This is a genomic window from Blastococcus sp. SYSU DS0541, from assembly GCF_054050875.1.
On record NZ_JBJHAD010000006.1, the window covers coordinates 148274 to 168095 of the forward strand.

At 72.8% G+C, this 19822-nt stretch carries 17 protein-coding genes; 11 read left to right on the plus strand and 6 right to left on the minus strand.

The window, feature by feature from the left end; all coding sequences use genetic code 11:
• Window positions 1–252 precede the first annotated feature (252 nt).
• Window positions 253–531, plus strand: coding sequence for a hypothetical protein (locus ACI794_RS09125; protein WP_456616204.1), 279 nt, complete (start codon window positions 253–255; stop codon window positions 529–531).
• A gap of 190 nt (window positions 532–721) precedes the next feature.
• Here the strand turns inward: ACI794_RS09125 and ACI794_RS09130 are convergent, their stop codons facing one another.
• The 3 genes from ACI794_RS09130 to ACI794_RS09140 are packed head-to-tail and all read right to left on the minus strand — an operon-like array spanning window position 722 to window position 5057.
• Entirely contained in the window at window positions 722–1432 is a 711-nt protein-coding gene (locus ACI794_RS09130; RefSeq protein ID WP_456602479.1) for a sirohydrochlorin chelatase, read from the minus strand.
• Window positions 1429–2190: an SDR family oxidoreductase gene (locus ACI794_RS09135; protein WP_456616205.1), complete on the minus strand. Its 762-nt coding sequence runs from the start codon at window positions 2188–2190 to the stop codon at window positions 1429–1431. The genes ACI794_RS09130 and ACI794_RS09135 overlap by 4 nt, the downstream gene beginning before the upstream one ends.
• Window positions 2190–5057 carry an aconitate hydratase gene (locus ACI794_RS09140; protein ID WP_456602477.1) on the minus strand — a complete coding sequence of 956 codons (2868 nt, stop codon included), beginning with the start codon at window positions 5055–5057 and terminating at the stop codon, window positions 2190–2192. The genes ACI794_RS09135 and ACI794_RS09140 overlap by 1 nt, the downstream gene beginning before the upstream one ends.
• A gap of 263 nt (window positions 5058–5320) precedes the next feature.
• On the opposite strand from ACI794_RS09140, the gene ACI794_RS09145 reads away from it, so the two are divergent.
• From ACI794_RS09145 to ACI794_RS09175, 7 genes are all read left to right on the plus strand, one after another.
• A complete protein-coding gene (locus ACI794_RS09145) occupies window positions 5321–6334 on the plus strand; it encodes a phosphatase PAP2 family protein (RefSeq protein WP_456616206.1) in 1014 nt (337 codons plus the stop codon).
• Window positions 6331–7101 (plus strand): SIR2 family NAD-dependent protein deacylase, encoded by a 771-nt coding sequence (locus ACI794_RS09150; protein ID WP_456616207.1) that lies wholly within the window; start codon window positions 6331–6333, stop codon window positions 7099–7101. Before ACI794_RS09145 ends, ACI794_RS09150 begins: the two co-directional genes overlap by 4 nt.
• A gap of 204 nt (window positions 7102–7305) precedes the next feature.
• Window positions 7306–8841: a long-chain-fatty-acid--CoA ligase gene (locus ACI794_RS09155; protein ID WP_456602474.1), complete on the plus strand. Its 1536-nt coding sequence runs from the start codon at window positions 7306–7308 to the stop codon at window positions 8839–8841.
• Window positions 8842–8996: 155 nt separating this feature from the next.
• Window positions 8997–10322 carry an NlpC/P60 family protein gene (locus tag ACI794_RS09160; protein WP_456616208.1) on the plus strand — a complete coding sequence of 442 codons (1326 nt, stop codon included), beginning with the start codon at window positions 8997–8999 and terminating at the stop codon, window positions 10320–10322.
• 268 nt (window positions 10323–10590) lie between these two features.
• Window positions 10591–11862 carry an AAA family ATPase gene (locus ACI794_RS09165; RefSeq protein ID WP_456616209.1) on the plus strand — a complete coding sequence of 424 codons (1272 nt, stop codon included), beginning with the start codon at window positions 10591–10593 and terminating at the stop codon, window positions 11860–11862.
• Window positions 11859–12887, plus strand: coding sequence for a DUF58 domain-containing protein (locus ACI794_RS09170; RefSeq protein ID WP_456616210.1), 1029 nt, complete (start codon window positions 11859–11861; stop codon window positions 12885–12887). Before ACI794_RS09165 ends, ACI794_RS09170 begins: the two co-directional genes overlap by 4 nt.
• A complete protein-coding gene (locus ACI794_RS09175) occupies window positions 12884–13840 on the plus strand; it encodes a VWA domain-containing protein (RefSeq protein WP_456602470.1) in 957 nt (318 codons plus the stop codon). The genes ACI794_RS09170 and ACI794_RS09175 overlap by 4 nt, the downstream gene beginning before the upstream one ends.
• Window positions 13841–13911: 71 nt before the next feature.
• On the opposite strand, the gene ACI794_RS09180 is transcribed toward ACI794_RS09175, so the two are convergent.
• A complete protein-coding gene (locus ACI794_RS09180) occupies window positions 13912–14883 on the minus strand; it encodes a quinone oxidoreductase family protein (protein ID WP_456616211.1) in 972 nt (323 codons plus the stop codon).
• 504 nt (window positions 14884–15387) lie between these two features.
• Here ACI794_RS09180 and ACI794_RS09185 point away from each other — a divergent pair.
• The 3 genes from ACI794_RS09185 (at window position 15388) to ACI794_RS09195 (ending at window position 17862) form a co-directional block, all read left to right on the plus strand.
• Entirely contained in the window at window positions 15388–15768 is a 381-nt protein-coding gene (locus ACI794_RS09185) for a hypothetical protein (protein ID WP_456616212.1), read from the plus strand.
• A 183-nt stretch (window positions 15769–15951) separates the two neighbouring features.
• Window positions 15952–17277 carry a TRAFs-binding domain-containing protein gene (locus ACI794_RS09190; protein ID WP_456616213.1) on the plus strand — a complete coding sequence of 442 codons (1326 nt, stop codon included), beginning with the start codon at window positions 15952–15954 and terminating at the stop codon, window positions 17275–17277.
• A gap of 195 nt (window positions 17278–17472) precedes the next feature.
• The gene (locus ACI794_RS09195; RefSeq protein WP_456616214.1) at window positions 17473–17862 is read left to right on the plus strand and encodes a nucleoside 2-deoxyribosyltransferase; all 390 of its coding nucleotides are present in this window, start codon (window positions 17473–17475) and stop codon (window positions 17860–17862) included.
• A gap of 27 nt (window positions 17863–17889) precedes the next feature.
• Here the strand turns inward: ACI794_RS09195 and ACI794_RS09200 are convergent, their stop codons facing one another.
• Together ACI794_RS09200 and ACI794_RS09205 are read right to left on the minus strand one after the other, a co-directional pair.
• Window positions 17890–18513: an SLOG domain-containing protein gene (locus ACI794_RS09200; protein WP_456616215.1), complete on the minus strand. Its 624-nt coding sequence runs from the start codon at window positions 18511–18513 to the stop codon at window positions 17890–17892.
• The gene (locus tag ACI794_RS09205) at window positions 18506–19663 is read right to left on the minus strand and encodes a toll/interleukin-1 receptor domain-containing protein (protein WP_456616216.1); all 1158 of its coding nucleotides are present in this window, start codon (window positions 19661–19663) and stop codon (window positions 18506–18508) included. Before ACI794_RS09205 ends, ACI794_RS09200 begins: the two co-directional genes overlap by 8 nt.
• Window positions 19664–19822 lie beyond the last annotated feature (159 nt).

The following is a 19822-nucleotide window of genomic DNA, read 5'->3' on the forward strand; positions in this document are numbered from 1 at the left end:
GCCCGAGTCAGCCGTGCCGTCCTCGGCGCCCGCCGCCGCGCCGTCCGCGGCGCCGAGGTCCCCTGCGACCTGAGGCGGCACCTCGCCGGCGGGATCGGCGTCCCTGCGCTCGTCCCCGTCCATCGCACTCCACAGTAGGTCAGCGGTCCGGTCCGCCGGCGACGCCCGCTGCTTCCAGCCACTGCAACGGAAACGTGCGGATCGGACCCCGGACCGATCTGAGGGGCCGCCCGGTGGGGCCATACTCCTGCCGTGCCGACCTCGACCGCCCGCGACCTCGGTGCCCTGGCGCTCGCCGCGGTGGCCGGGGCGGCCCACCTGGTGGTCGGCTACTTCTACCTGGTGAGCGGGCTCGCCGTGCCGTCGTACGCGCTGCTCCCGCTCTGGGTGCTCTGGCTGGTGCTCGCGGCGTGGCTGATCCGGCTCGCGCTCGCCCGTTCCTGGTGGACGCCGCTGGTGCCGGTGGTCGCCGCCGCGGTGCTCGTCCTCACGGTCGCGGTCGGCGGCGGTCTGCTCGGCTGGCAGGCCTGAGCCGGGCCGTGCGCCGGGGGCTCACCCGCCCGCGGTGGAAGTCGTCCGGCGCCGCGGCGGCGCGGACTCGGCGTGGTGGGTGCGGAGGGCGTGCAGCACGGCCCGGTCCACCACCGGTAGAGGGCGTGCAGGGTGTGCGCCACGGGGGCGAGACAGACGCAGGCCGATCAGCGAGGTCACCGCGGCGAGGTCATCGGCCGGGTGCGACGGCAGGCAGCGCGGCGTCGTAGCGGTCGAGCAGGACGGCGGCGATCCGCTCGTCGGGGAGCAGCGGTGCGGTGACGACGTCGGCCCCCGCACCGGCGAGCTTGTCGTGGAAGTGCCCCGGGGCGAGGAGGTAGGCGGCGATGACCACCTGCCGGGCGCCCCGGGACCGCGCCGCGGCGACGGCGTCGGGCACCGGCGGCGTGGCGGCCGAGCCGTAGCCGGTGGTCACCGGACCGGCCCAGGAGCCCTGGAGGAGGGCGGCCGTGCGCTGGACGTCGGCCACCGACCGCGGGTCGCTGGAGCCGGCGGCGGCCAGCACGACGGCGGTACGGGGGTCGCCCGGGTCGGCACCGGACTCCCGCAGCCGGTCGTGCAGCACCGCGGCCAGCCGGGGGTCGGGGCCCAGCGGGCGGGCGGCGACCGCGGCGTCGTGCGCGGCGACGGCCCCGGCGATGTCGACGTGCACGTGGTAGCCGCCCGACAGCAGCAGCGGGACGACGACCGCGGGGCGCCCCTCGGCGGAGAGGCCGGCGACGACGTCGACGACGGTGGGTGGCTGCACGTCGACGAACGCCGCGGTCGTCACCAGCCCGGGGCGCTGGGCGCGGGCGGCGAGGGCCAGTTCGGCGATCAGCCGCCGGCCGGTCGGGTTGCGGGTGCCGTGGGCGCAGGCGACGAGGACCGGGGCGTTCACAGGGCGCGCGTGACGCCGCCGTCGACGGCGACCATCGTCCCGGTCAGGTAGGAGGCGGCGGGGGAGAGGGCGAAGGCCGCCACCCGCCCGAACTCTTCCGGGCGACCGACCCGGCGCAGCGGGATGGCTGCCTCGGTACGGGCCCGCATCGCGGCGGCGTCACCGGATGCGGCCTCGATCTCGGCGATCCGGTCGGTGGCGATCGTGCCGGGGAGCAGCCCGAGCACCCGGATGCCGCGCGGCCCCAGCTCGTCGGCGAGGGCCTTGGCGGTCATCGCCAGCCCGGGGCGCAGCCCGTTGGAGATCGCCAGGTGGCCGATCGGCTGGCGCGCGGAGACGGAGAGGACGAAGACGATCGCGGCGCCGTCCGACAGGTGCGGGACGAGCGCCTTGACCAGGCGCAGCGGGCCCAGCAGCACGCTCTCCACGGCGGTCCGCCAGTGCTCCTCGGCGACGTCGAGCACGCTTCCGGGCGCCGGGCCGCCGACGGAGATCAGCGCGCCGTCGATGCTGCCCAGGTACTCCCGGGCGGAGGTGACCAGCCGCTCGGCGGCGCCGGTGTCGGCCAGGTCGGCCGCGATGCCGGACGCCGCCGGCGCCCCACCCAGGGAGGCGACGGCGGCGTCCACGGACTCCGGCGTCCGGGAGCTGACCAGCACCCGGGCGCCGTCGTCGACGAGGGTCCGGGCGGTCGCGAAGCCCAGCCCCCGGCTCGCGCCGGTGAGCAGGTACCCGCGGCCGCCCAGACCCAGGTCCATCAGGCGGCCGAGCCGCGCAGCGAGCGGAGGACGTACTGCATGATCCCGCCGTTGCGGTAGTAGTTCGCCTCGCCGGGGGTGTCGATGCGCACCCGGGCGTCGAACTCGGTCGTCCGACCGTCCGATGCCTGAGCCTTGACCTTCACCGTGCGCGGGACCTCGCCGTCGTTCAGCGCGGTGATCCCGGTGATGGTGAACTCCTCGTCGCCGGTCAGGCCGAGCGACTCGCGGTCCTGGCCCTCGGGGAACTGCAGCGGCAGGACGCCCATGCCGATGAGGTTCGAGCGGTGGATGCGCTCGTAGCTCTCCGCGATGACGGCCTTGACGCCCAGGAGCGCGGTGCCCTTGGCGGCCCAGTCGCGGGAGGACCCGGAGCCGTACTCCTTGCCGGCCAGCACGACCAGCGGGATGCCGGCGTCGATGTAGGCGCGCGAGGCGTCGTAGATCGTCGTCGTCTCGCCGGTCAGGTGGTTCTTCGTGACGCCACCCTCGGTGCCGGGCACCAGCTGGTTGCGCAGCCGGATGTTGGCGAATGTGCCGCGGATCATGACCTCGTGGTTCCCGCGGCGGGAGCCGTAGGAGTTGAAGTCGCGGCGGTCCACGCCGTGCTCGCGCAGGTACTTGCCCGCGGGGCTGTCGGCCTTGATCGAGCCGGCCGGGGAGATGTGGTCGGTCGTCACCGAGTCGCCGAGCACCGCCAGGGTGCGGGCGCCGGTGATGTCCTCGACCGGGGCCGGCTCGGCCGGCATGCCCTCGAAGTACGGAGGGCGCCGCACGTAGGTGCTGTCCTCGGCCCACTCGAAGGTGTCACCGGTCGGCGTGGGCAGGTTCTGCCACTGCTCGGTGCCGGCGAAGACGTCCTCGTAGCTGCGGCCGAACTGTTCCGCGGAGACGGCGTGGTCGATGACCCGCTGGACCTCCTGCGGCGACGGCCAGATGTCGTGCAGGAAGACGTCGTTGCCGTCGGTGTCCTGACCCAGCGGGTCGTTGTTCAGGTCGACGTCCATGGACCCGGCGAGCGCGTAGGCGATGACCAGCGGCGGCGAGGCCAGGTAGTTCATCTTGACGTCCGGGTTGATCCGGCCCTCGAAGTTGCGGTTGCCGGAGAGCACCGAGACGACGGCGAGGTCGGCCTCGTTGACCGCCTGGCTGACCGGCTCGGGGAGCGGGCCGGAGTTGCCGATGCAGGTCGTGCAGCCGTAGCCGACCAGGTAGAAGCCCAGCTTCTCCAGGTACGGGGTGAGCTCGGCCTTCTCGTAGTAGTCCATGACGACCTTGGACCCGGGGGCCAGCGTCGTCTTCACCCACGGCTTGCTGGTCAGCCCGCGCTCGACGGCGTTCTTGGCCAGCAGCGCGGCGCCGATCATCACCTGCGGGTTCGAGGTGTTGGTGCAGGAGGTGATCGCGGCGATCACGACGTGGCCGTGGTCGATCTCGGTCTCGGTGCCGTCCTCCATGACCACACGGGTCGGCTTGGAGGGGCGTCGGCCGACGTCGTGGCCGTCGTAGTGGTGCGGCTTGCCGGCCTCGCCGTTGCCGTGGGTCTCGGCGATCGGGTCGGACGCCGGGAAGGTCTCGGCCACGGCCTCGTCGACCGAGGAGGTGACGCCGTAGGGCTTCTCCTGCGACGGGACGCCGGGCTTGCGGTCCTCGCCGCCGGTCTCGTCGTCGGCCACGTAGTCGGCCAGCGCCGCGCGGAAGGCCGGCTTGGCGTCGGTGATCGCGACGCGGTCCTGCGGGCGCTTCGGGCCGGCGATCGAGGGGACGACGGAGCCGAGGTCGAGCTCCAGGTACTCGGAGAAGGCCGGCTCGCGGGACGCGTCGTGCCAGAGGCCCTGCTCCTTGGCGTAGGCCTCGACCAGCTTGACCTGCTGCTCGTCGCGGCCGGTGAGCTTCAGGTAGGTGATGGTCTCCTCGTCGATGGGGAACATCGCCGCGGTGGAGCCGAACTCGGGGCTCATGTTGCCGATCGTGGCGCGGTTGGCCAGCGGCACCGCGGAGACGCCCTCGCCGTAGAACTCGACGAACTTCCCGACCACGCCGTGCTGACGGAGCATCTCGGTGATGGTGAGGACGAGGTCGGTCGCGGTGGCGCCGTCCGGCAGCTGGCCGAAGAGCTTGAAGCCCACCACGCGGGGGATGAGCATCGACACCGGCTGGCCGAGCATCGCGGCCTCGGCCTCGATGCCGCCGACGCCCCAGCCCAGCACGCCGAGGCCGTTGACCATGGTGGTGTGGCTGTCGGTGCCCACGCAGGTGTCGGGGTAGGCGACGACGCGGTCACCCTCCTGCCGCGGGAAGACCACGCGGGCCAGGTGCTCGATGTTGACCTGGTGGACGATGCCGGTGCCCGGGGGGACGACCTTGAAGTCGCTGAAGGCGCCCTGGCCCCAGCGCAGGAACTGGTAGCGCTCGCCGTTGCGCTCGTACTCGATCTCGACGTTGCGCTGGAACGAGTCCTCGGTGCCGAAGATGTCGGCGATCACGGAGTGGTCGATGACCAGCTCGGCGGGGGCGAGCGGGTTGATCTTCTGCGGGTCGCCGCCGAGCTCGGCCATGGCCTCGCGCATGGTGGCGAGGTCGACGATGCAGGGCACGCCGGTGAAGTCCTGCATGACCACACGGGCCGGGGTGAACTGGATCTCCTGGTCGGGCTCGGCCGACGGGTCCCAGTTGGCGATCGCCCGGATGTGGTCGGCGGTGATGTCCGCGCCGTCCTCCGTGCGCAGCAGGTTCTCGAGGAGGACCTTCAGGCTGAAGGGCAGCTTCTCCGCGCCCTCCACCGCGTCGAGCCGGTAGATGTCGTACTGGGTGCCGTCGACGTCGAGCGTCGACCGGGCCCCGAAGCTGTCCTTGCTGGCTGCCACTTCTCTGCGCCTACCCCTCGTGGTTCATCACGCGTCGTTGACCACCCCCGATCATCCCAGCCCGCGGCCGGGAGCACCGAGTCAGGCGACCCTTCCTTCACCCGGTGACCCCTGTCACGGGTCGGGAAACCGGGCCGGGAGCTCCGGGTGGCTCGTGACCCTCCCGTCCGCGCAGCCGCAGCAGCCCCACCGCTCGGCGGCCGACGGCGCGCCGCGGCCGCGTGTGCCGACCGTGGGTCGCGGTGCGGTTACGGTCCCGCGCCATGACCGCGGTCGACCCATCGGCACCCGCCCTGGCGGCGGCCCCGCCCGTCCTCCGGGACGCCGCGGATGCCGCGGCCGGCGCGCCCGGTACCCGAGCCCGGGTGGTCGCCGGCGGGCTCTGGGGCGGCCTCCTGGTGGCGTTCGCGCTGACCTGCGCCGCGCGCGGCCTGCCGACCGACCGCGTGGTGCTGCTCGGGTGGGTGCTCGCCGGGCTGGCCGTGCACGCCGCCACGCAGGGCTGGCGCCGGGTGCTCCGCCTGCTGGCCGACTGGCTGCCGCTGGTGGCCGTGCTGCTGGCCTACGACGCGACCCGCGGGCTGGCCGACGGGCTCGGGGTGCCGGTGCACGTCCGCGAGGTGGCCGACGCGGACCGCTGGCTCACCGGCGGCGTGCTGCCCACGGTCTGGCTGCAGGAGCACGTGCAGGCCGACTGGTGGAAGGCCGTGGCGACGCTGGTCTACAGCAGCCACTTCGTCCTCACACCCGTGGTGCTCGCGGTGCTGTGGCTGCGCGACCGCGCGCGCTGGGCGCACTGCGCCCGCCTCGTGGTGGCGCTCTCCCTGGCCGGGCTCGTCACCTACGTGCTCTACCCGGCGGCGCCGCCGTGGCTGGCGGCCAAGCAGGGCGTCATCGAGCCGGTCGCACGGATCAGCAGCGCCGGGTGGGAGGTGCTGGGGCTGCCCCGCGCCGGGGTACTGCTGGACACCAGCCAGGGCCAGGTCAACCTGGTCGCGGCGGTCCCCTCGCTGCACACCGCCTTCGCCGTCCTCATGTGCCTCGTGCTCCTGCCGCTGGCCCGGCGGGCATGGCAGCGGGCCGCGCTGGTGGCCTACGCCGTCCTCATGCCCCTGGTGCTGGTCTGGTCGGGGGAGCACTACGTCGTCGACACCCTGCTCGGCGCCGCCTACGCGTGCGCCGTCGTGCTGCTGGCGCCGCCGGCCGGGCGCCTGGCCCGGGCAGGCTCTCGGCGCGCGGCCGCGGCGTTGCGCGTACCCCTACCGTGGCAGGGGTGAGCGGCACCGTTCCCGACCCGCTGCCCGACCCGCTGCCCGGCTGGCTGACCGCCGCGCGTCGGATCACCGTGCTCAGCGGCGCGGGCATCTCCACCGACAGCGGCATCCCCGACTACCGGGGCCCGAACGGCGTGTGGACGCGGGACCCGGACGCCGAGAAGCTGGTCACCCTCTCCTACTACGTGGCCGACCCCGACATCCGCCGCCGCGCCTGGCTGATGCGCCGCGACCTGGGCGCGCAGGACGTGCGGCCCAACGCCGGGCACGCCGCGCTGGTCGACCTCGAGCGGCAGGGCAGGCTGCGCGCGCTGGTCACCCAGAACGTCGACGGGCTGCACCAGGCGGCGGGCTCGGACCCCGCGCGGGTGGTGGAGATCCACGGCACCGTGCACGAGGTCGAGTGCCTGGGTTGCCGCGCCCGGACGACGATGGCCGAGGCGCTGGACCGGGTGGCGGCGGGGGAGCCCGACCCGGCCTGCCGGGCCTGCGGGGGGATCCTCAAGTCGGCGACGATCAGCTTCGGGCAGCTGCTGGACCCCGACGTCGTCGAGGCCGCCGTGGACGCGGCCGCCGACTGCGACGTGCTGCTCGCGGTGGGGACGTCCCTCCAGGTCCACCCGGCGGCGGGGTTGGTCGACGTCGCCGTCCGCCACGGGGCCCGCGTGGTGGTGGTCAACGCCGAGCCGACGCCCTACGACGACGTCGCCGACCTGGTCGTCCGCGAGCCGATCGGCACCGCGCTGCCCCGGCTGGTCGCCGGCGGCTGACCGCGTCCTCCCTCACCGCCGGGCGTCCTGCCGCACGGCCCGCGGTGCGGGAGGACGCCCCGTGATCAGGTCCCCTGATCCCGGCTGGAGCGGCGCCGGGCCGGCCGGGCGCCTCGCCGCTCGTCGCCGTCCCCGCCGACCGCTAGCGTGACGGGGACCACGTCGACGGCCGGCCCGCGCCGGCCCAGCAGCCCGGGAGCCGGCATGCGCGTACCCCTCACCAGTCGCGACTTCCTCGACCGCGCGGAGCTCGTCTACGGCGACCGCGTCGGCATCGTCGACGAGCCGGCGCAGCCCGCGCCGTCCCTGGGCGAGGTGACCTACCGGGAGGTGGCCCGGCGCGGCCGCGCCCTGCAGGCCGGGCTCGACGCGCTGGGCGTCGGGGAGGGGGAGCGGGTGGCGATCGTCAGCCACAACGCCGCCCGGCTCCTCGAGGTGCTGCTGGCGGTGCCGTCGTCGGGCCGCGTCGCGGTCCCGATCAACTTCCGGCTGCAGCCCGAGGAGGTCGAGTACATCGTCGGCCACTCCGGCGCCCGGGTGCTGCTGGTCGACCCCGAGCTGGAGACCTCGCTCAAGGGCGTGCGCACCGACCACCGGTTCGGCACGGGGGACGAGTACGAGCAGCTGCTCCGGTTCGACGACGAGGCGCGGCCGTGGTCGGAGCCCGACGAGGACGCCACGGCGACGATCAACTACACGAGCGGGACGACGGCGCGGCCCAAGGGCGTGCAGATGACCCACCGCAACATCTGGGTCAACGCGGTCACCTTCGGCATGCACATGCAGGTCAGCGACCGCGACGTCTACATGCACACGCTGCCGATGTTCCACTGCAACGGCTGGGGCCTGCCCTACGCCATGGCCGGCGTCGGCGCCCGCCAGGTGGTGATCCGCAAGATCGACGGCGCGGAGATCCTGCGCCGCGTCGACCAGCACGGCGTCACGGTGATGGCCGGGGCACCCGCCGTCTGGAACGCCGTCCTGGACGCCGCCGCCGACTGGGACGGCGAGATCCCCGGGCGCGACCGGGTCCGGATCATCGTCGCCGGTGCGCCGCCGCCGTCCCGGACGATCGCCCGCGTCGAGGCCGAGCTCGGCTGGGAGTTCAACCAGATCTACGGCCTCACCGAGACCGCCCCGCTGCTGACCATCAACCGGCCGCGCGCCGAGTACGACGACCTCGACCCCGAGGAGCGCGCCAAGCGGCTCTCCCGCGCGGGCGTGCCGTCGATCGGCACCCGGATGGCGATCAGCGACAGCGGCGAGGTGCTGGCGCGCAGCAACACCGTGCTCGCCGGCTACTGGGAGAACCCCGACGCCTCGGCCGAGGCCCTCGAGGGCGGCTGGTTCCACACCGGCGACGGCGGATCGCTCGACGAGCACGGCTACCTGACGATCTCCGACCGCAAGAAGGACGTGATCATCACCGGCGGCGAGAACGTCTCCTCGATCGAGGTCGAGGACGTGGTGTTCAGCCACCCGGCGGTCGCGGAGGTCGCGGTCATCGGCATCCCCGACGACAAGTGGGGCGAGATGGTCACCGCCATCGTCGTCCTGGCCGAGGGGGAGCAGGCCACGGAAGCGGACATCATCGCCCACTGCAAGGCGCGGATCGCGGGGTACAAGGCGCCCAAGCGGGTCGAGTTCCGCGACGAGCTGGCCCGCACCGCCACCGGGAAGATCCAGAAGTTCAAGCTGCGCGAGGACTTCTGGGCCGGCAGCGAGCGCAAGGTCAACTAGCCGCCGTCGTCCCACCTCCCGCCGTCTCACCCGACCTGGGGTCCCACCCGTCGGGGTGAGAGGCGTTCAACGACGTCCCCGTCCGCACCGATCACCAGCACGGTGGCGCCCTGCCCGGGCGCCGGTCGTCGATGTGCTGGAAGAGGTCGGACAACGTGGACAGCGCTATCCGGAGCGGTACGGCGCGCACCCCGGGGGCCCGCACGGTGCTGCGGGTCGCCGGGACGGCGCTCGCCGGTCTCGTCCTGCTCGGGCTGACCCCGGCGGTCGCGGAGGCGGCGCCCCGCCGACCCAGCGACAGCCAGATCGCCGCCGCCGAGGGGCGCGCCGCCGCCGTCGCCGACCGCATCGGTGCGCTCAGCGGGCAGCTGGCGGACGCGCAGGCCGAGGTGGACGCCGCCCGCGCCAGGTCGGCGATCGCGCTGGACGAGTACCAGGCGACGCAGGAGGCCTTCGAGGCGGCGCGGGCACACGCCGACGCCGCCGCGGCCGCCTCGGCGCAGGCCGCGGCCGAACTCGGCGTGGCCCGGGACGACGTGGTCGCCTTCGCGCGACGCAGCTACATGGAGGGCAGCACCTACTCCGGCGCGGCGGCGCTGGTCACGGCCGGCGACCCCGGCCAGCTGGTCGAGCGCGCCGCCCTGCTCGAGGCGGCCGGCGCGCACCGGACCGACGTCCTCGTCCGGGTCGCCGAGCTCAAGGTGAGCGCCGACCGCGCCGACGCCGTGGCGCAGACCGCGCTGGTCGAGGCCGACGCGCTGCAGGCCGAGGCGACGGCCACGCTGGAGATCGCGCGCACCGCTGAGATCTCGGCCCGCGCCCAGGCCGCCGACCTCGCGACCGAGGAGCAGCAGCTCCAGCAGGAGCTCGCCACCGCCCAGGAGGAGCTGCAGGACCTCGTCGGCGAGCGGGAGGCGGCGGAGCTCACGGCGACCGTCGTCGCGGCCCCGGCCCCGGCCCCGGCCGCGGCCCCGGCCCCGGCGCCGCGACCGGCCCCCGCTCCCGCCCCGGCCCCCGGGGGCGGCGACCGGCCGGTCAGCACCCCGGCGCCCGTCGGCTCCGGCGACGCCTCCGCGGCGCAGCAGGCCATCGACGCCGCCATGGCGCACCTCGGCCTGCCGTACGCCTGGGGCGGCGGCGGGACGCGCGGCCCCGGCCCCGGCCAGGACCCCGACGCGGGCGTCGTGGGCTTCGACTGCAGCGGCCTCACCCAGTACGCCTACGCCCAGGCCGGCATCCGCATCCCCCGGAACAGCCGGGACCAGTACGCCGCGCTGCCCAAGGTGGCCGGTGACGACCTGCGCCCCGGTGACCTGGTCTTCTGGGGCACCGACCCGGGCAACCCGGGCTCCATCACGCACGTCGCCCTGTACCTGGGCGGGAACCAGGTGGTGCAGGCCCCGCAGAGCGGCGACGTGGTCAAGGTGTCGGCGATGTGGTGGCGCGGCTACGTGGGCGCCGTGCGCCCCAGCGCCCGCTGAGCGGCGGACCCACCGCCGGACGTGAGGCGTCGGGCAGCCACGGGGGGAGCTGCCCGACGCACCGCACACGCTAGCAGCCCCGGCCTGCCGTGGGCAGGGATATCGCGCTCCCTCCGCAGTCGTTCCAGGAGGGGACGCGCGGCGGGTCGCGACGGCGCGGCGGCACACGGCTCCGGTGTAGGACACTGGGCCGGGGCCGGCACGGCACGGCCCCGTCGACGGCCTGCCCGAGCCGGGTGGTCGCGGCCCGGCACGACCAGGGAGCCACGTGTCCAGCGCTGCCAGCACACCGACCGAGAGCGCGCCCGCCCACCCGCAGGCGCCCGTGCCCCCCTCGGTCGACGCCGCCCGGCTGGAACGGGTGCTCTTCGAGATCAAGCGCGTCATCGTCGGCCAGGACCGTCTGGTCGAGCGGATGCTCGTCGCGCTCCTCGCCCGGGGCCACGTGCTGCTCGAGGGCGTGCCCGGGGTCGCCAAGACCCTCGCCGTCGAGACGCTGGCGACCGTCGTGGGCGGCACCTTCTCCCGGCTGCAGTTCACCCCCGACCTGGTGCCGGCCGACATCATCGGCACCCGCATCTACAAGGCCGGCCAGGACGCCTTCGACACCGAGCTCGGCCCGGTCTTCGCCAACTTCCTGCTCACCGACGAGATCAACCGGGCCCCGGCCAAGGTGCAGTCGGCGCTGCTGGAGGTCATGGCCGAGCGGCAGGTCTCCATCGGTGGCGTGACGCACCCGCTGCCCGACCCGTTCCTCGTGCTGGCGACCCAGAACCCGATCGAGAACGAGGGCGTCTACCCGCTCCCGGAGGCCCAGCGCGACCGTTTCCTCATGAAGGTGCTGGTCGACTACCCGAGCTCCGAGGAGGAGCGCGAGATCATCTACCGGATGGGCTCCCAGCCCCCGGTGGCCGAGACGGTGCTCGGCCCCGACGAGCTCCGCCGGCTGCAGCGGACCGCCTCGCAGGTGTTCGTCCACCACGCCCTCGTCGACTACGTCGTGCGCCTCGTCGTCGCCACCCGGTCGCCGCGCGAGCACGGCATGGAGGACGTCGCGACGTGGGTCTCCTACGGCGCGAGCCCCCGGGCCTCGCTCGGGCTGATCGCGGCCGGCCGGGCGCTGGCGCTCGTGCGCGGGCGGGACTACGTGCTCCCGCAGGACGTCCTCGACGTAACCGCCGACGTGCTGCGCCACCGGCTGGTGCTCTCCTACGACGCGCTCGCCGACGGCGTGCCGGCCGACCACATCGTCAAGCGGATCGTGCAGACCGTCCCGCTGCCGCAGGTGGCGCCCCGCCAGGGCGCCTCGGGCGGGGGCCCCGGCGTGCCGGGCGGGCCGTCCGTGCCCCAGGGGCAGGCCGGGCCCTTCTTCGGCCCGCCGCAAGGCATGCCGCAGGGTGGGCCGTGGGGGCAGAACGGGCCGCAGCCGCAGGCCGGCCCGCACTACGGCCACGGACCGCAGGGTCCCGGCCGGCCGGCGCCGGGCGAGCACGGCGCGCACGGCAGCCACAACGGCGCACCCGGGTCGCAGCGGACGTGATCGGCCGCCGTCGCCGGGCGGAGCCGCCGCCGGCCGCGCCCGAGCACAAGGGGCTGCTGCTGCACCCGGCGACGCCGGGCTCGGGCGCCGGCCCGGGGGGTGAGGACGGGGCGCCGCCGCGCTTCACCGACGGGCCGGCGGACGTGCTGCTCCGCCGCCTCGAGCTCACCGTGCGTCGCCGGCTGGACGGCCTCCTGCAGGGCGACCACCTCGGCCTCGTCCCCGGCTCGGGCAGCGAGGCGGGCGACTCGCGCACCTACCACCCCGGCGACGACGTCCGCCGCATGGACTGGCCGGTCACCGCCCGCACCCAGGTGGCGCACGTCCGGGAGACCATCGCCGACCGCGAGCTGGAGACGTGGGCGGTGGTCGACCTCTCGGCGAGCCTGGACTTCGGTACCGCGAACTGCCAGAAGCGCGACCTCGCGATCGCCGGGCTGGCGGCGGTCGGGCACCTCACCGTGCACGGCGGCAACCGGCTGGGCGCCGTCGTCACCACGGGGGAGCGGGTCGACCGGTACCCGGCGCTGCCCGGGCGGCTCGCGGCCGAGCGGCTGCTCCGCTCGGTGGTGGCGACGCCGCGGGCCGGCACCGGCCGCCGGGGCGACCTCGCCGCGGCCCTGGAGACCCTGCGCCGCCCCCCGCGCCGGCGCGGCCTGGTCGTGGTGATCTCCGACTTTCTGGGTGACGACGACTGGGAGCGGCCGCTGCGCGGCCTGGGCGCCCGGCACGATCTGCTGGCGGTCGAGGTCGTCGACCCCCGCGAGCTGGAGCTGCCCGACGTCGGCCTGCTCACCGTCGTCGACCCCGAGACCGGCCAGACGCTCGAGGTACCGACCGGCGACGCCGAGTTCCGCGCCCGGTACGCCGAGGGCGCCGCCGCCCAGCGCGCGCGGGTGGCCGCGGCGCTGCGCCGGGCCGGGGCCGGCCACCTGCAACTGCGGACCGACCGTGACTGGCTCATGGACGTCGTCCGCTTCGTCGCCGAACGCCGGCGTGCCGGCAGCGGAGGGGCCTCTCGATGACGTTCCAGTCCCCGTGGTGGCTGCTGGCCCTGCTGGTGGTCGCCCTGCTGGTGGCCGTCTACGTGGTGCTGCAGCTGCGGCGGAAGGCCTACGCCGCCCGGTTCACCAACGTGGCGCTGCTCGGCTCGCTGGTGCCCAAGCGGCCCGGCTGGAAGCGGCACCTGGCGTTCGGGCTGGTCGCGCTCGGCCTGGCCGCGCTCGTGGTGTCGCTCGCCGTGCCCAGCACCGAGGTGCGGGTGCCGCGGGAGCGGGCGACCGTCGTCATGGCCGTCGACGTCTCGCTCTCCATGGAGGCCCAGGACGTCGAGCCGACCCGGTTCCAGGCGATGCAGCGGGCGGCGACCGAGTTCGTGGACGTGCTGCCCGAGCGGATCAACCTGGGCCTGGTGACCTTCGCCGGTACGGCCACCACGGTGGTGCCGCCGACCACCGACCGCGCGCAGGTGGCGGTCGCCATCGAGAACCTGGACCTCGCGGAGGCGACGGCGATCGGCGAGGCGGTCTTCACCTCGCTGGCCGCGATCGAGAACTTCCAGGCCTCGCTGGAGAGCAGCGGCCAGGAGCCGCCGCCGGCCCGGATCGTGCTGCTGTCGGACGGCACCAACACCGTCGGCCGGGACGACACGCAGGCCATCGAGGCCGCGCGCGCCGCCGGGGTGCCGGTCTCCACGATCGCGTTCGGCACCGACTACGGCACCCTCGACATCGACGGCGAGCGGGTGCCGGTGCCGGTGGACCGCGCGGCGCTCGAGGAGATCGCCGACCAGACCGGCGGCAGCTACAGCGAGGCCGCCAGCGCCGCGGAGCTGGAGCAGGTGTACGCCGACCTGGGCAGCCAGATCGGTTACACCACCGAGCCGAAGGACATCAGCCCGTGGTTCGTGCGGGCCGGCGTCCTGGTGGTGCTGATCGGCGCCGTCCTCAGCCTGTTCTGGACCAACCGCCTGATCTGAGAACGGGCCCCGCCGCCCCCACCGCTCGCTTCGCTCGCGGCAGGCCCCTGCGGCGGGGCCGTTCGAGCCGGTTACCGGGCGGGGTCGAGGACGAGCTTGCCGGTGGTGCGGCGGGCGAGCAGGTCCTGGTGGGCGTCGGCGACGGCGGAGAGCGGGTAGCGGCCGCCGACGACGGGCTTCAGCTCACCGGCGTCGACCATGGCCAGCAGGTCGGTCATGGCGGCGTCCATCATCTGCGGGCGGGCCATGCAGTGCGCCAGCCAGAAGCCGATGACCGCGCGGCTCTTCTGCATCAGGATGCCGGGCGGGACGGCGTGGGTCTGCTGCCGCGCGGCCATGCCGTAGGTGACCAGCCGGCCGAACGGCGCGAGCGCCGACAGCGAGCCGCTGAACACGTTGCCGCCGGTCATCTCCAGCACGACGTCGACCGGCTTGCCGCCGTTGGCCTCGCGGAGGGCGCCGGTGAAGGCCTTCGGGTCGTCGTCGGCGAGCGCCGGGTCGACGGTCGCGTGCGCGCCGAGCTCCTCGGCGAGCTGCCGCTTCTCCGGGCTGGAGGCGGTGGCGATCACCCGGCCGGCGTCCCAGCGGCGGGCCAGCTGGACGGCGAGCGAGCCGACTCCACCGGCGCCGGCGATGACGACGACGGTCTCGCCCTCGGCGAGGTGCGCGCTGGTGCGCAGGAGGTGCCAGGCGGTCGAGCCCTGGAGGACGACGGCGAGGGCCTGCTCGTCGCTCACGCCGTCGGGCACGGCCCAGGTGAGGAAGTCGTGGGCCACGACCTTCTCGGCGTAGCCGCCGCCGTCGAGCAGGCCGACGACCCGCTGCCCGCCGCCGACCGGGGTGCCGACGAACTCCGCACCCGGGATCAGCGGCAGCTTCTGCTCGGCGAGGTAGCTGTTCTCGATCTGGTGGGTGTCTGCAAAGTTGACTCCTGCGGAGCTCACCTCGTAGAGCTGCTGGCCTGGTCCCGGGACGGGGTCAGGCAGGTCGACGATGTCCATGACTTCGGGGCCACCGAAGCGGGTGATTTGCACGGCTCGCATGCGGGTGAGGCTAGGGGTAGCCCTGCGGGCTTGCCGTGAAAGGCAGGCGGAGGCGGACGCCGCTTGCAGCGACTGAGCGTGGTGATGAGGATGCCGGGAGCCCGGGGAAAGTCCCGGCTCGCGAAGCCGGGACCACGGTGAGGCTTGTGAAATGGTCGATCGCTGACGCTCAGTGTTGACACGCGGTCATGGGATCGGCGCTCATCGCCTCCTCCGCGTGGCGAGAGCCGATGTGGTGGGGCTAGTCCAAAGTCGCAGCGACGAGGCGGTTGAATCCATCAGGGCGGAGCGAGATGTGACAGAAACCGTAGTCACGGCCCTTGTTGTGGGTGGCGCGGTGGGTGGCTATGTGGGGTACCAGATCGGAAACTGGCGAGCTGCGCATCGCGCGGCACGGGCCACCTACAAGACGCAACGGGGGCTTCGCTGAGCCAGCCCCGAGATCCAGCGGCAACGCGGGCCCCCACATCTCTAGCAGCACCGACCGAACCAGGTTCGTTGAGAATGCCTGACGTCGAGTACCTCAAGATGATTCAGGGCGTCGTAGGACGGCTGGCGGGCAACTCCTTCTTGATCAAGGGCTGGTCTGTCACGATCGCTGCCGGTCTGAGTGCGTTCGCGAGAACCGAGACGGACCGGAGCCTGGCATGGATTGGAGTCGGCGTCGTTGCCGTGTTCATGGCACTGGATGCTTATTTCTTGGCGGTAGAGCGTGCCTACAGAAAGCTTTACGACACGGCGCTGGGCGCATCCTCAGACTGCTACGTCATGACGGCCGAAAAGGTGGGCCCGCGACACGTAGGCCGTGCACTGGTCAGCATTTCCGTGCTGCCCCTCCATGCCGCTGTCATGGCAGGCGCGACCGTCGTGGCGCTGAACACGTGACCCGGCTTGTCGGACAGAGTGCGCGCTCCGGCCGCGACGACGGTGGGGGCGACGTGTCGCAGTGCAGCTCCGCGTGCGCGTGGGTCGGTCGGGGGTGGGCACGGTGACAACGGACGCGGGCTTGCGCGATCGGAGATCCCTGCCCATGCTCTTCGTTCCCGCCGATCGTCGTGGGAGTCGACCGTGACTAGGCCGCTCTGCTTCGTCCTGATGCCCTACCACGCCGTGCAGGACGAAGTCGGTGATCAGATCGACTTCCGCGCGGTCTACGACCAGCTCATCGCACCGGCGATCACCGAAGCAGGCATGGAGCCGCTGAGGGCGGACGAAGACCCGGAAAGCCGGGGAATCTTCCAGAAGGCGATGTTCGAGCGGCTCGTGGTTTGCGAGTTCGCGGTGGCCGACCTGTCGACCGGGAACGCCAACGTGTATTACGAGCTAGGCGTACGTCATGCACTTCGCCCGTACAGCACTGTGCTCATCTTCAGAGAGGGTTACCGACTGCCCCTCGACGTGGCGCACGGCTCGGCGATGCCCTACCCCCTGAGGCCCGACGGGAAGCCGGCAGACGTCGAGGCGACGAGAAGGAAGCTCGTTGCGCGTCTGCGGGCGGCCCGGGAGGCGCGAGTCGATAGTCCCGTGCACCAACTGGTCACCGGCCTGCCCGTTGTGGAGGTCGATCACGAACGCATCGACAGTTTCCGAGTGCACGCGGATCGCGAGGAGCAGCTGCGGCAGGCACTGGAGCAGGCCGGCCGGCAAGGTGTCGAGCACGTGCGCCGGGTCGAGATGGCGCTGGGCCGGACAGAGGACCTCGAGGTCAAGACGGCCGTCGACCTGCTTATCGCGTACCGCTCCCAGTCAGCGTGGCCAGACATGGTTCGGCTGGTTCGCGGCCTGGCAAAACCGGTGGCCCGCGTGGAACTCATCCAGCAGGCGTACGCGTGGGCTCTCAACCGGTGCGGAGAGGATGCCGAGGCCGAAAGACTGGCGAACGACCTCGTGGGGCAGCGGCCGGGCAGTGAAACGTATGGACTGTTGGGCCGCATTTACAAGGACCGCTGGGTCCGCGCCGGGTCGCCAGCCCGGCGTGCCGGGCTCCTGGCTCGGGCTATCGAAAACTATGTGAAGGGGTTCGAAGCGGACTGGCGGGACCCGTATCCAGGCGTCAACGCCGTCACCCTTATGTCGCTGTCGTCCCCTCCGGACCCGCGCCTGACCGAGCTGCTTCCTGTGGTGAGCTACGCCTTGGCTCAGCGGCTGCGGCGTAAGGATCGAGACCCGCACTATTGGGATCACGCCACCGATTTGGGCCTCGCAGTCCTCGCCGGAGATCAGCGCCGTGCCCACGCGGCGCTGGAGTGCGCCCTCGCGGTGGTGCGCGATCCGTTCGAGCCAGAGACGACTGCCAGGGACCTCACGTTCGTCGCGGATGCCATGCGAATCCGCGGTGAGGATGCGACGTGGGTGGATGAGATCGTTGAGGAGTTGCTCGGCAGTGAGTCGTAGAAGCACGTATGTGGTCGGGTCGTGCCACGTCGATACCGGCTTCGGGCGCGACTTTCGGCCACTGCATCCGTGAAGACGTCGCAACGTCGCCCCGAAACCTCTCCAGATGCGGTCTCCTCCGTCGGAGGTTCATCGAGGAAGGCTGCCCAGCGGGCGTACCAACGCCGGCACCCGGGGCCCACGACCCTGTTATTGATGCGGTTCGACGACACCCGGGTGATGCGCGCTATTCACGACGGCGTCCGGGCCGCTGCGGCCCGGCACGGTCGGGACGTCGTCCGTGCCGACGACCACGACTACACCGGCGAGCTCTGGACGAACGTCGCGCTGTGCCTCGAGAACAGTGACCTCGTGATCGCCGTTCTCGACCAGGTCGAGCGGAGCGACTGCGACGCGAACGTCATGGTCGAACTCGGGTTCGCTCTGGCGGCGGGGCGGAGATGCCTGATCCTCGTCGAGCGTCGTCTCGGGGAGCTTCCCGCCGTACTCAGACACCGGCTCACCTACGACTTCGACGCGCTCGACCTTCCCGGTTCGATCGAGCGCCGGGTCGACGACTGGCTGGCGCGGAACGGCGATGGCTGACGGCGGACACCGCTCCTCCGCATGACGTCAAATCTCCGACAGGAACCGGACGATCCGAGCTGCCGTCAGCGGATACCGAGGGGATCTGAGCCAATCCGCGAGGTCCGGTGGCAGCGTCCGGTAGGTCCCGCCAATCGGATCGAGTCGGGCGGCTGCACCGCCAGGGGCCGTTAGCGGCAGCCTCGCTAGCGTGGGGCGGAGCTCGCCGACTATGGCGTACTCGTCGGCAATCCCTTCCATGCCTCCCACGAACAGCGCGCCCACCATGTCGGTGTTTCGCTCGACCATCATGTGCCGCATGAGCGCGAGGCTTTCGGACAGGTCGCGCCCTCGAGGCGTGGGGACGATAGTGCCGAATCCCAGCCGCTCCAGTTCGCGGGTCGGCTCGGTGATGAGGTCGCGGAACTCCTCGGACTGATACACCGATACGGCATCCCGGGCCGCGTGGTCGGCGGCCATCCTCAGGACGAGTGGGGTGATCGTGGGGTGGCCTCCGAAGACGATGCGACCGTTCGCGGCGAAGACGGCAGCCACCAGAGCGGTGACGGCATCGGCCACCGCGTCCGCGTCGTACGGTGCGAAGCGTTCCCCGCGCCTTCCTGAGGGGAAGCTGGCTGAGAGCAACACCGGACGCAATCCCAGGTCAGCCATCGAGGGCCTCGTTGAGTAGCAGGGTCGACAGCGAACGGCCGCCACTCACCCAGGTGACGATCTCGTGCGCGGCCACATCCAGGTCCGCCACCGGGTGGACGACGACCCCCTCCATGTGCGCGGCGTCGGCCTCGTGCACGAGCGGCTCATGAAGCCCGTGGAGCAGGAAAAGATCCCTGGGAGTAGGCGCCCGCACCGTTGTGAGGAAGATGCGGGGCGGGCCGTTCCCCTCGGTGGGTTGCGCGACGACGGCCCAATCCGCAGCTGGCACGACGTCGTAGCCGTCGCGCGTCAGGACATCGGTCAGCGACCCGAGCAGTTGTTCGCGTCGCCGCCTGATGAGCCCCGCGTACCGCGTCTCCACCATGTCGAGCACGGCCTCGAGCGCCGTGTCGGTGAGTTCGGGGTCGTCGTCCGTCCCGGGCCGCAGGTCTTGGGCGGCATCGAGCTCGTGGCGAAAGGCGTCGTCCACCGTGGGGAAACGGCGGTCGTGCGGCACGCCCGGCAAGGTCAGAGCCAGGTGACTGATGTGGTGGCGCATCGCGTACGCCACCTCTTCTTCGACCCACCGCGAGTCGCGCGCGGACAGGCTCTCGATGAACAGGACGAAGGCCTTGTCAGCCAGGTCGACGTGGATCTGCCGCTGGAAATCCACGCCGACGTCGACGCTGAATCGGTCGAGGAACACGTCGAAACCCCGCTGCACCAGGGCGGTGTGTAGCTGGAGAGAGAGTCGGCCGGCATCCGTCCGGCGGTAGCTGAGAAAGAGCTTTCGGTCTTCTTCGCCGAGGCCGAGGGCGCGCAGCACGACGAGAGCGACGCGCCTGCGATCGGCCCAATCGATGGCGTTCAGCCGTTCGAGGGGTGGCGGCATCAGGGCGCGAACGTCGGTGTGGCCGCTCGGGAACACCGGGACGACCGGATACCCCGCTTCAGCGAGCCGCCGCAATTTGTCCCCTGTCACGGTCCCCCCGGCGGTCGTCGCCAGGTAGACCACGGCGGCGGGACTGTCGGCATCAGGTGGAACGTCGTCGACGACGACGATTCGTTTGTCCGGGAGACCGGCGCTGCGCGCCGCAGCCCGCACTTCATGTTCCACCTCCCGAGCCCACGCGAACTCACCCGCGTGCACCATGACGATGCGGTACATCGCGCCCCTCCCCCCGACCGGCCGGTCCGTCCACCAAAGCACCGGGAACTGCTCGTCGCCAGAGTGGTGTTCCTGGAGAAACCTCCCCGGTGCGCGAGCGAACGCCTGGCCGCCCGGATCGCAGCGCGTTCGATGCTGGACTGCCCGCCAACCGACGAC

Bases quoted from the DNA above. Each gene is read 5' to 3' on its own strand.
- ACI794_RS09145 (WP_456616206.1), top strand. From the start codon at position 5,321: ATGACCGCGGTCGACCCATCGGCACCCGCCCTGGCGGCGGCCCCGCCC.
- ACI794_RS09185 (WP_456616212.1), top strand. From the start codon at position 15,388: ATGCCTGACGTCGAGTACCTCAAGATGATTCAGGGCGTCGTAGGACGG.
- ACI794_RS09205 (WP_456616216.1), bottom strand. From the start codon at position 19,663: ATGTACCGCATCGTCATGGTGCACGCGGGTGAGTTCGCGTGGGCTCGG.
- ACI794_RS09180 (WP_456616211.1), bottom strand. From the start codon at position 14,883: ATGCGAGCCGTGCAAATCACCCGCTTCGGTGGCCCCGAAGTCATGGAC.
- ACI794_RS09155 (WP_456602474.1), top strand. From the start codon at position 7,306: ATGCGCGTACCCCTCACCAGTCGCGACTTCCTCGACCGCGCGGAGCTC.
- ACI794_RS09195 (WP_456616214.1), top strand. From the start codon at position 17,473: ATGCGGTTCGACGACACCCGGGTGATGCGCGCTATTCACGACGGCGTC.
- ACI794_RS09200 (WP_456616215.1), bottom strand. From the start codon at position 18,513: ATGGCTGACCTGGGATTGCGTCCGGTGTTGCTCTCAGCCAGCTTCCCC.
- ACI794_RS09175 (WP_456602470.1), top strand. From the start codon at position 12,884: ATGACGTTCCAGTCCCCGTGGTGGCTGCTGGCCCTGCTGGTGGTCGCC.
- ACI794_RS09135 (WP_456616205.1), bottom strand. From the start codon at position 2,190: ATGGACCTGGGTCTGGGCGGCCGCGGGTACCTGCTCACCGGCGCGAGC.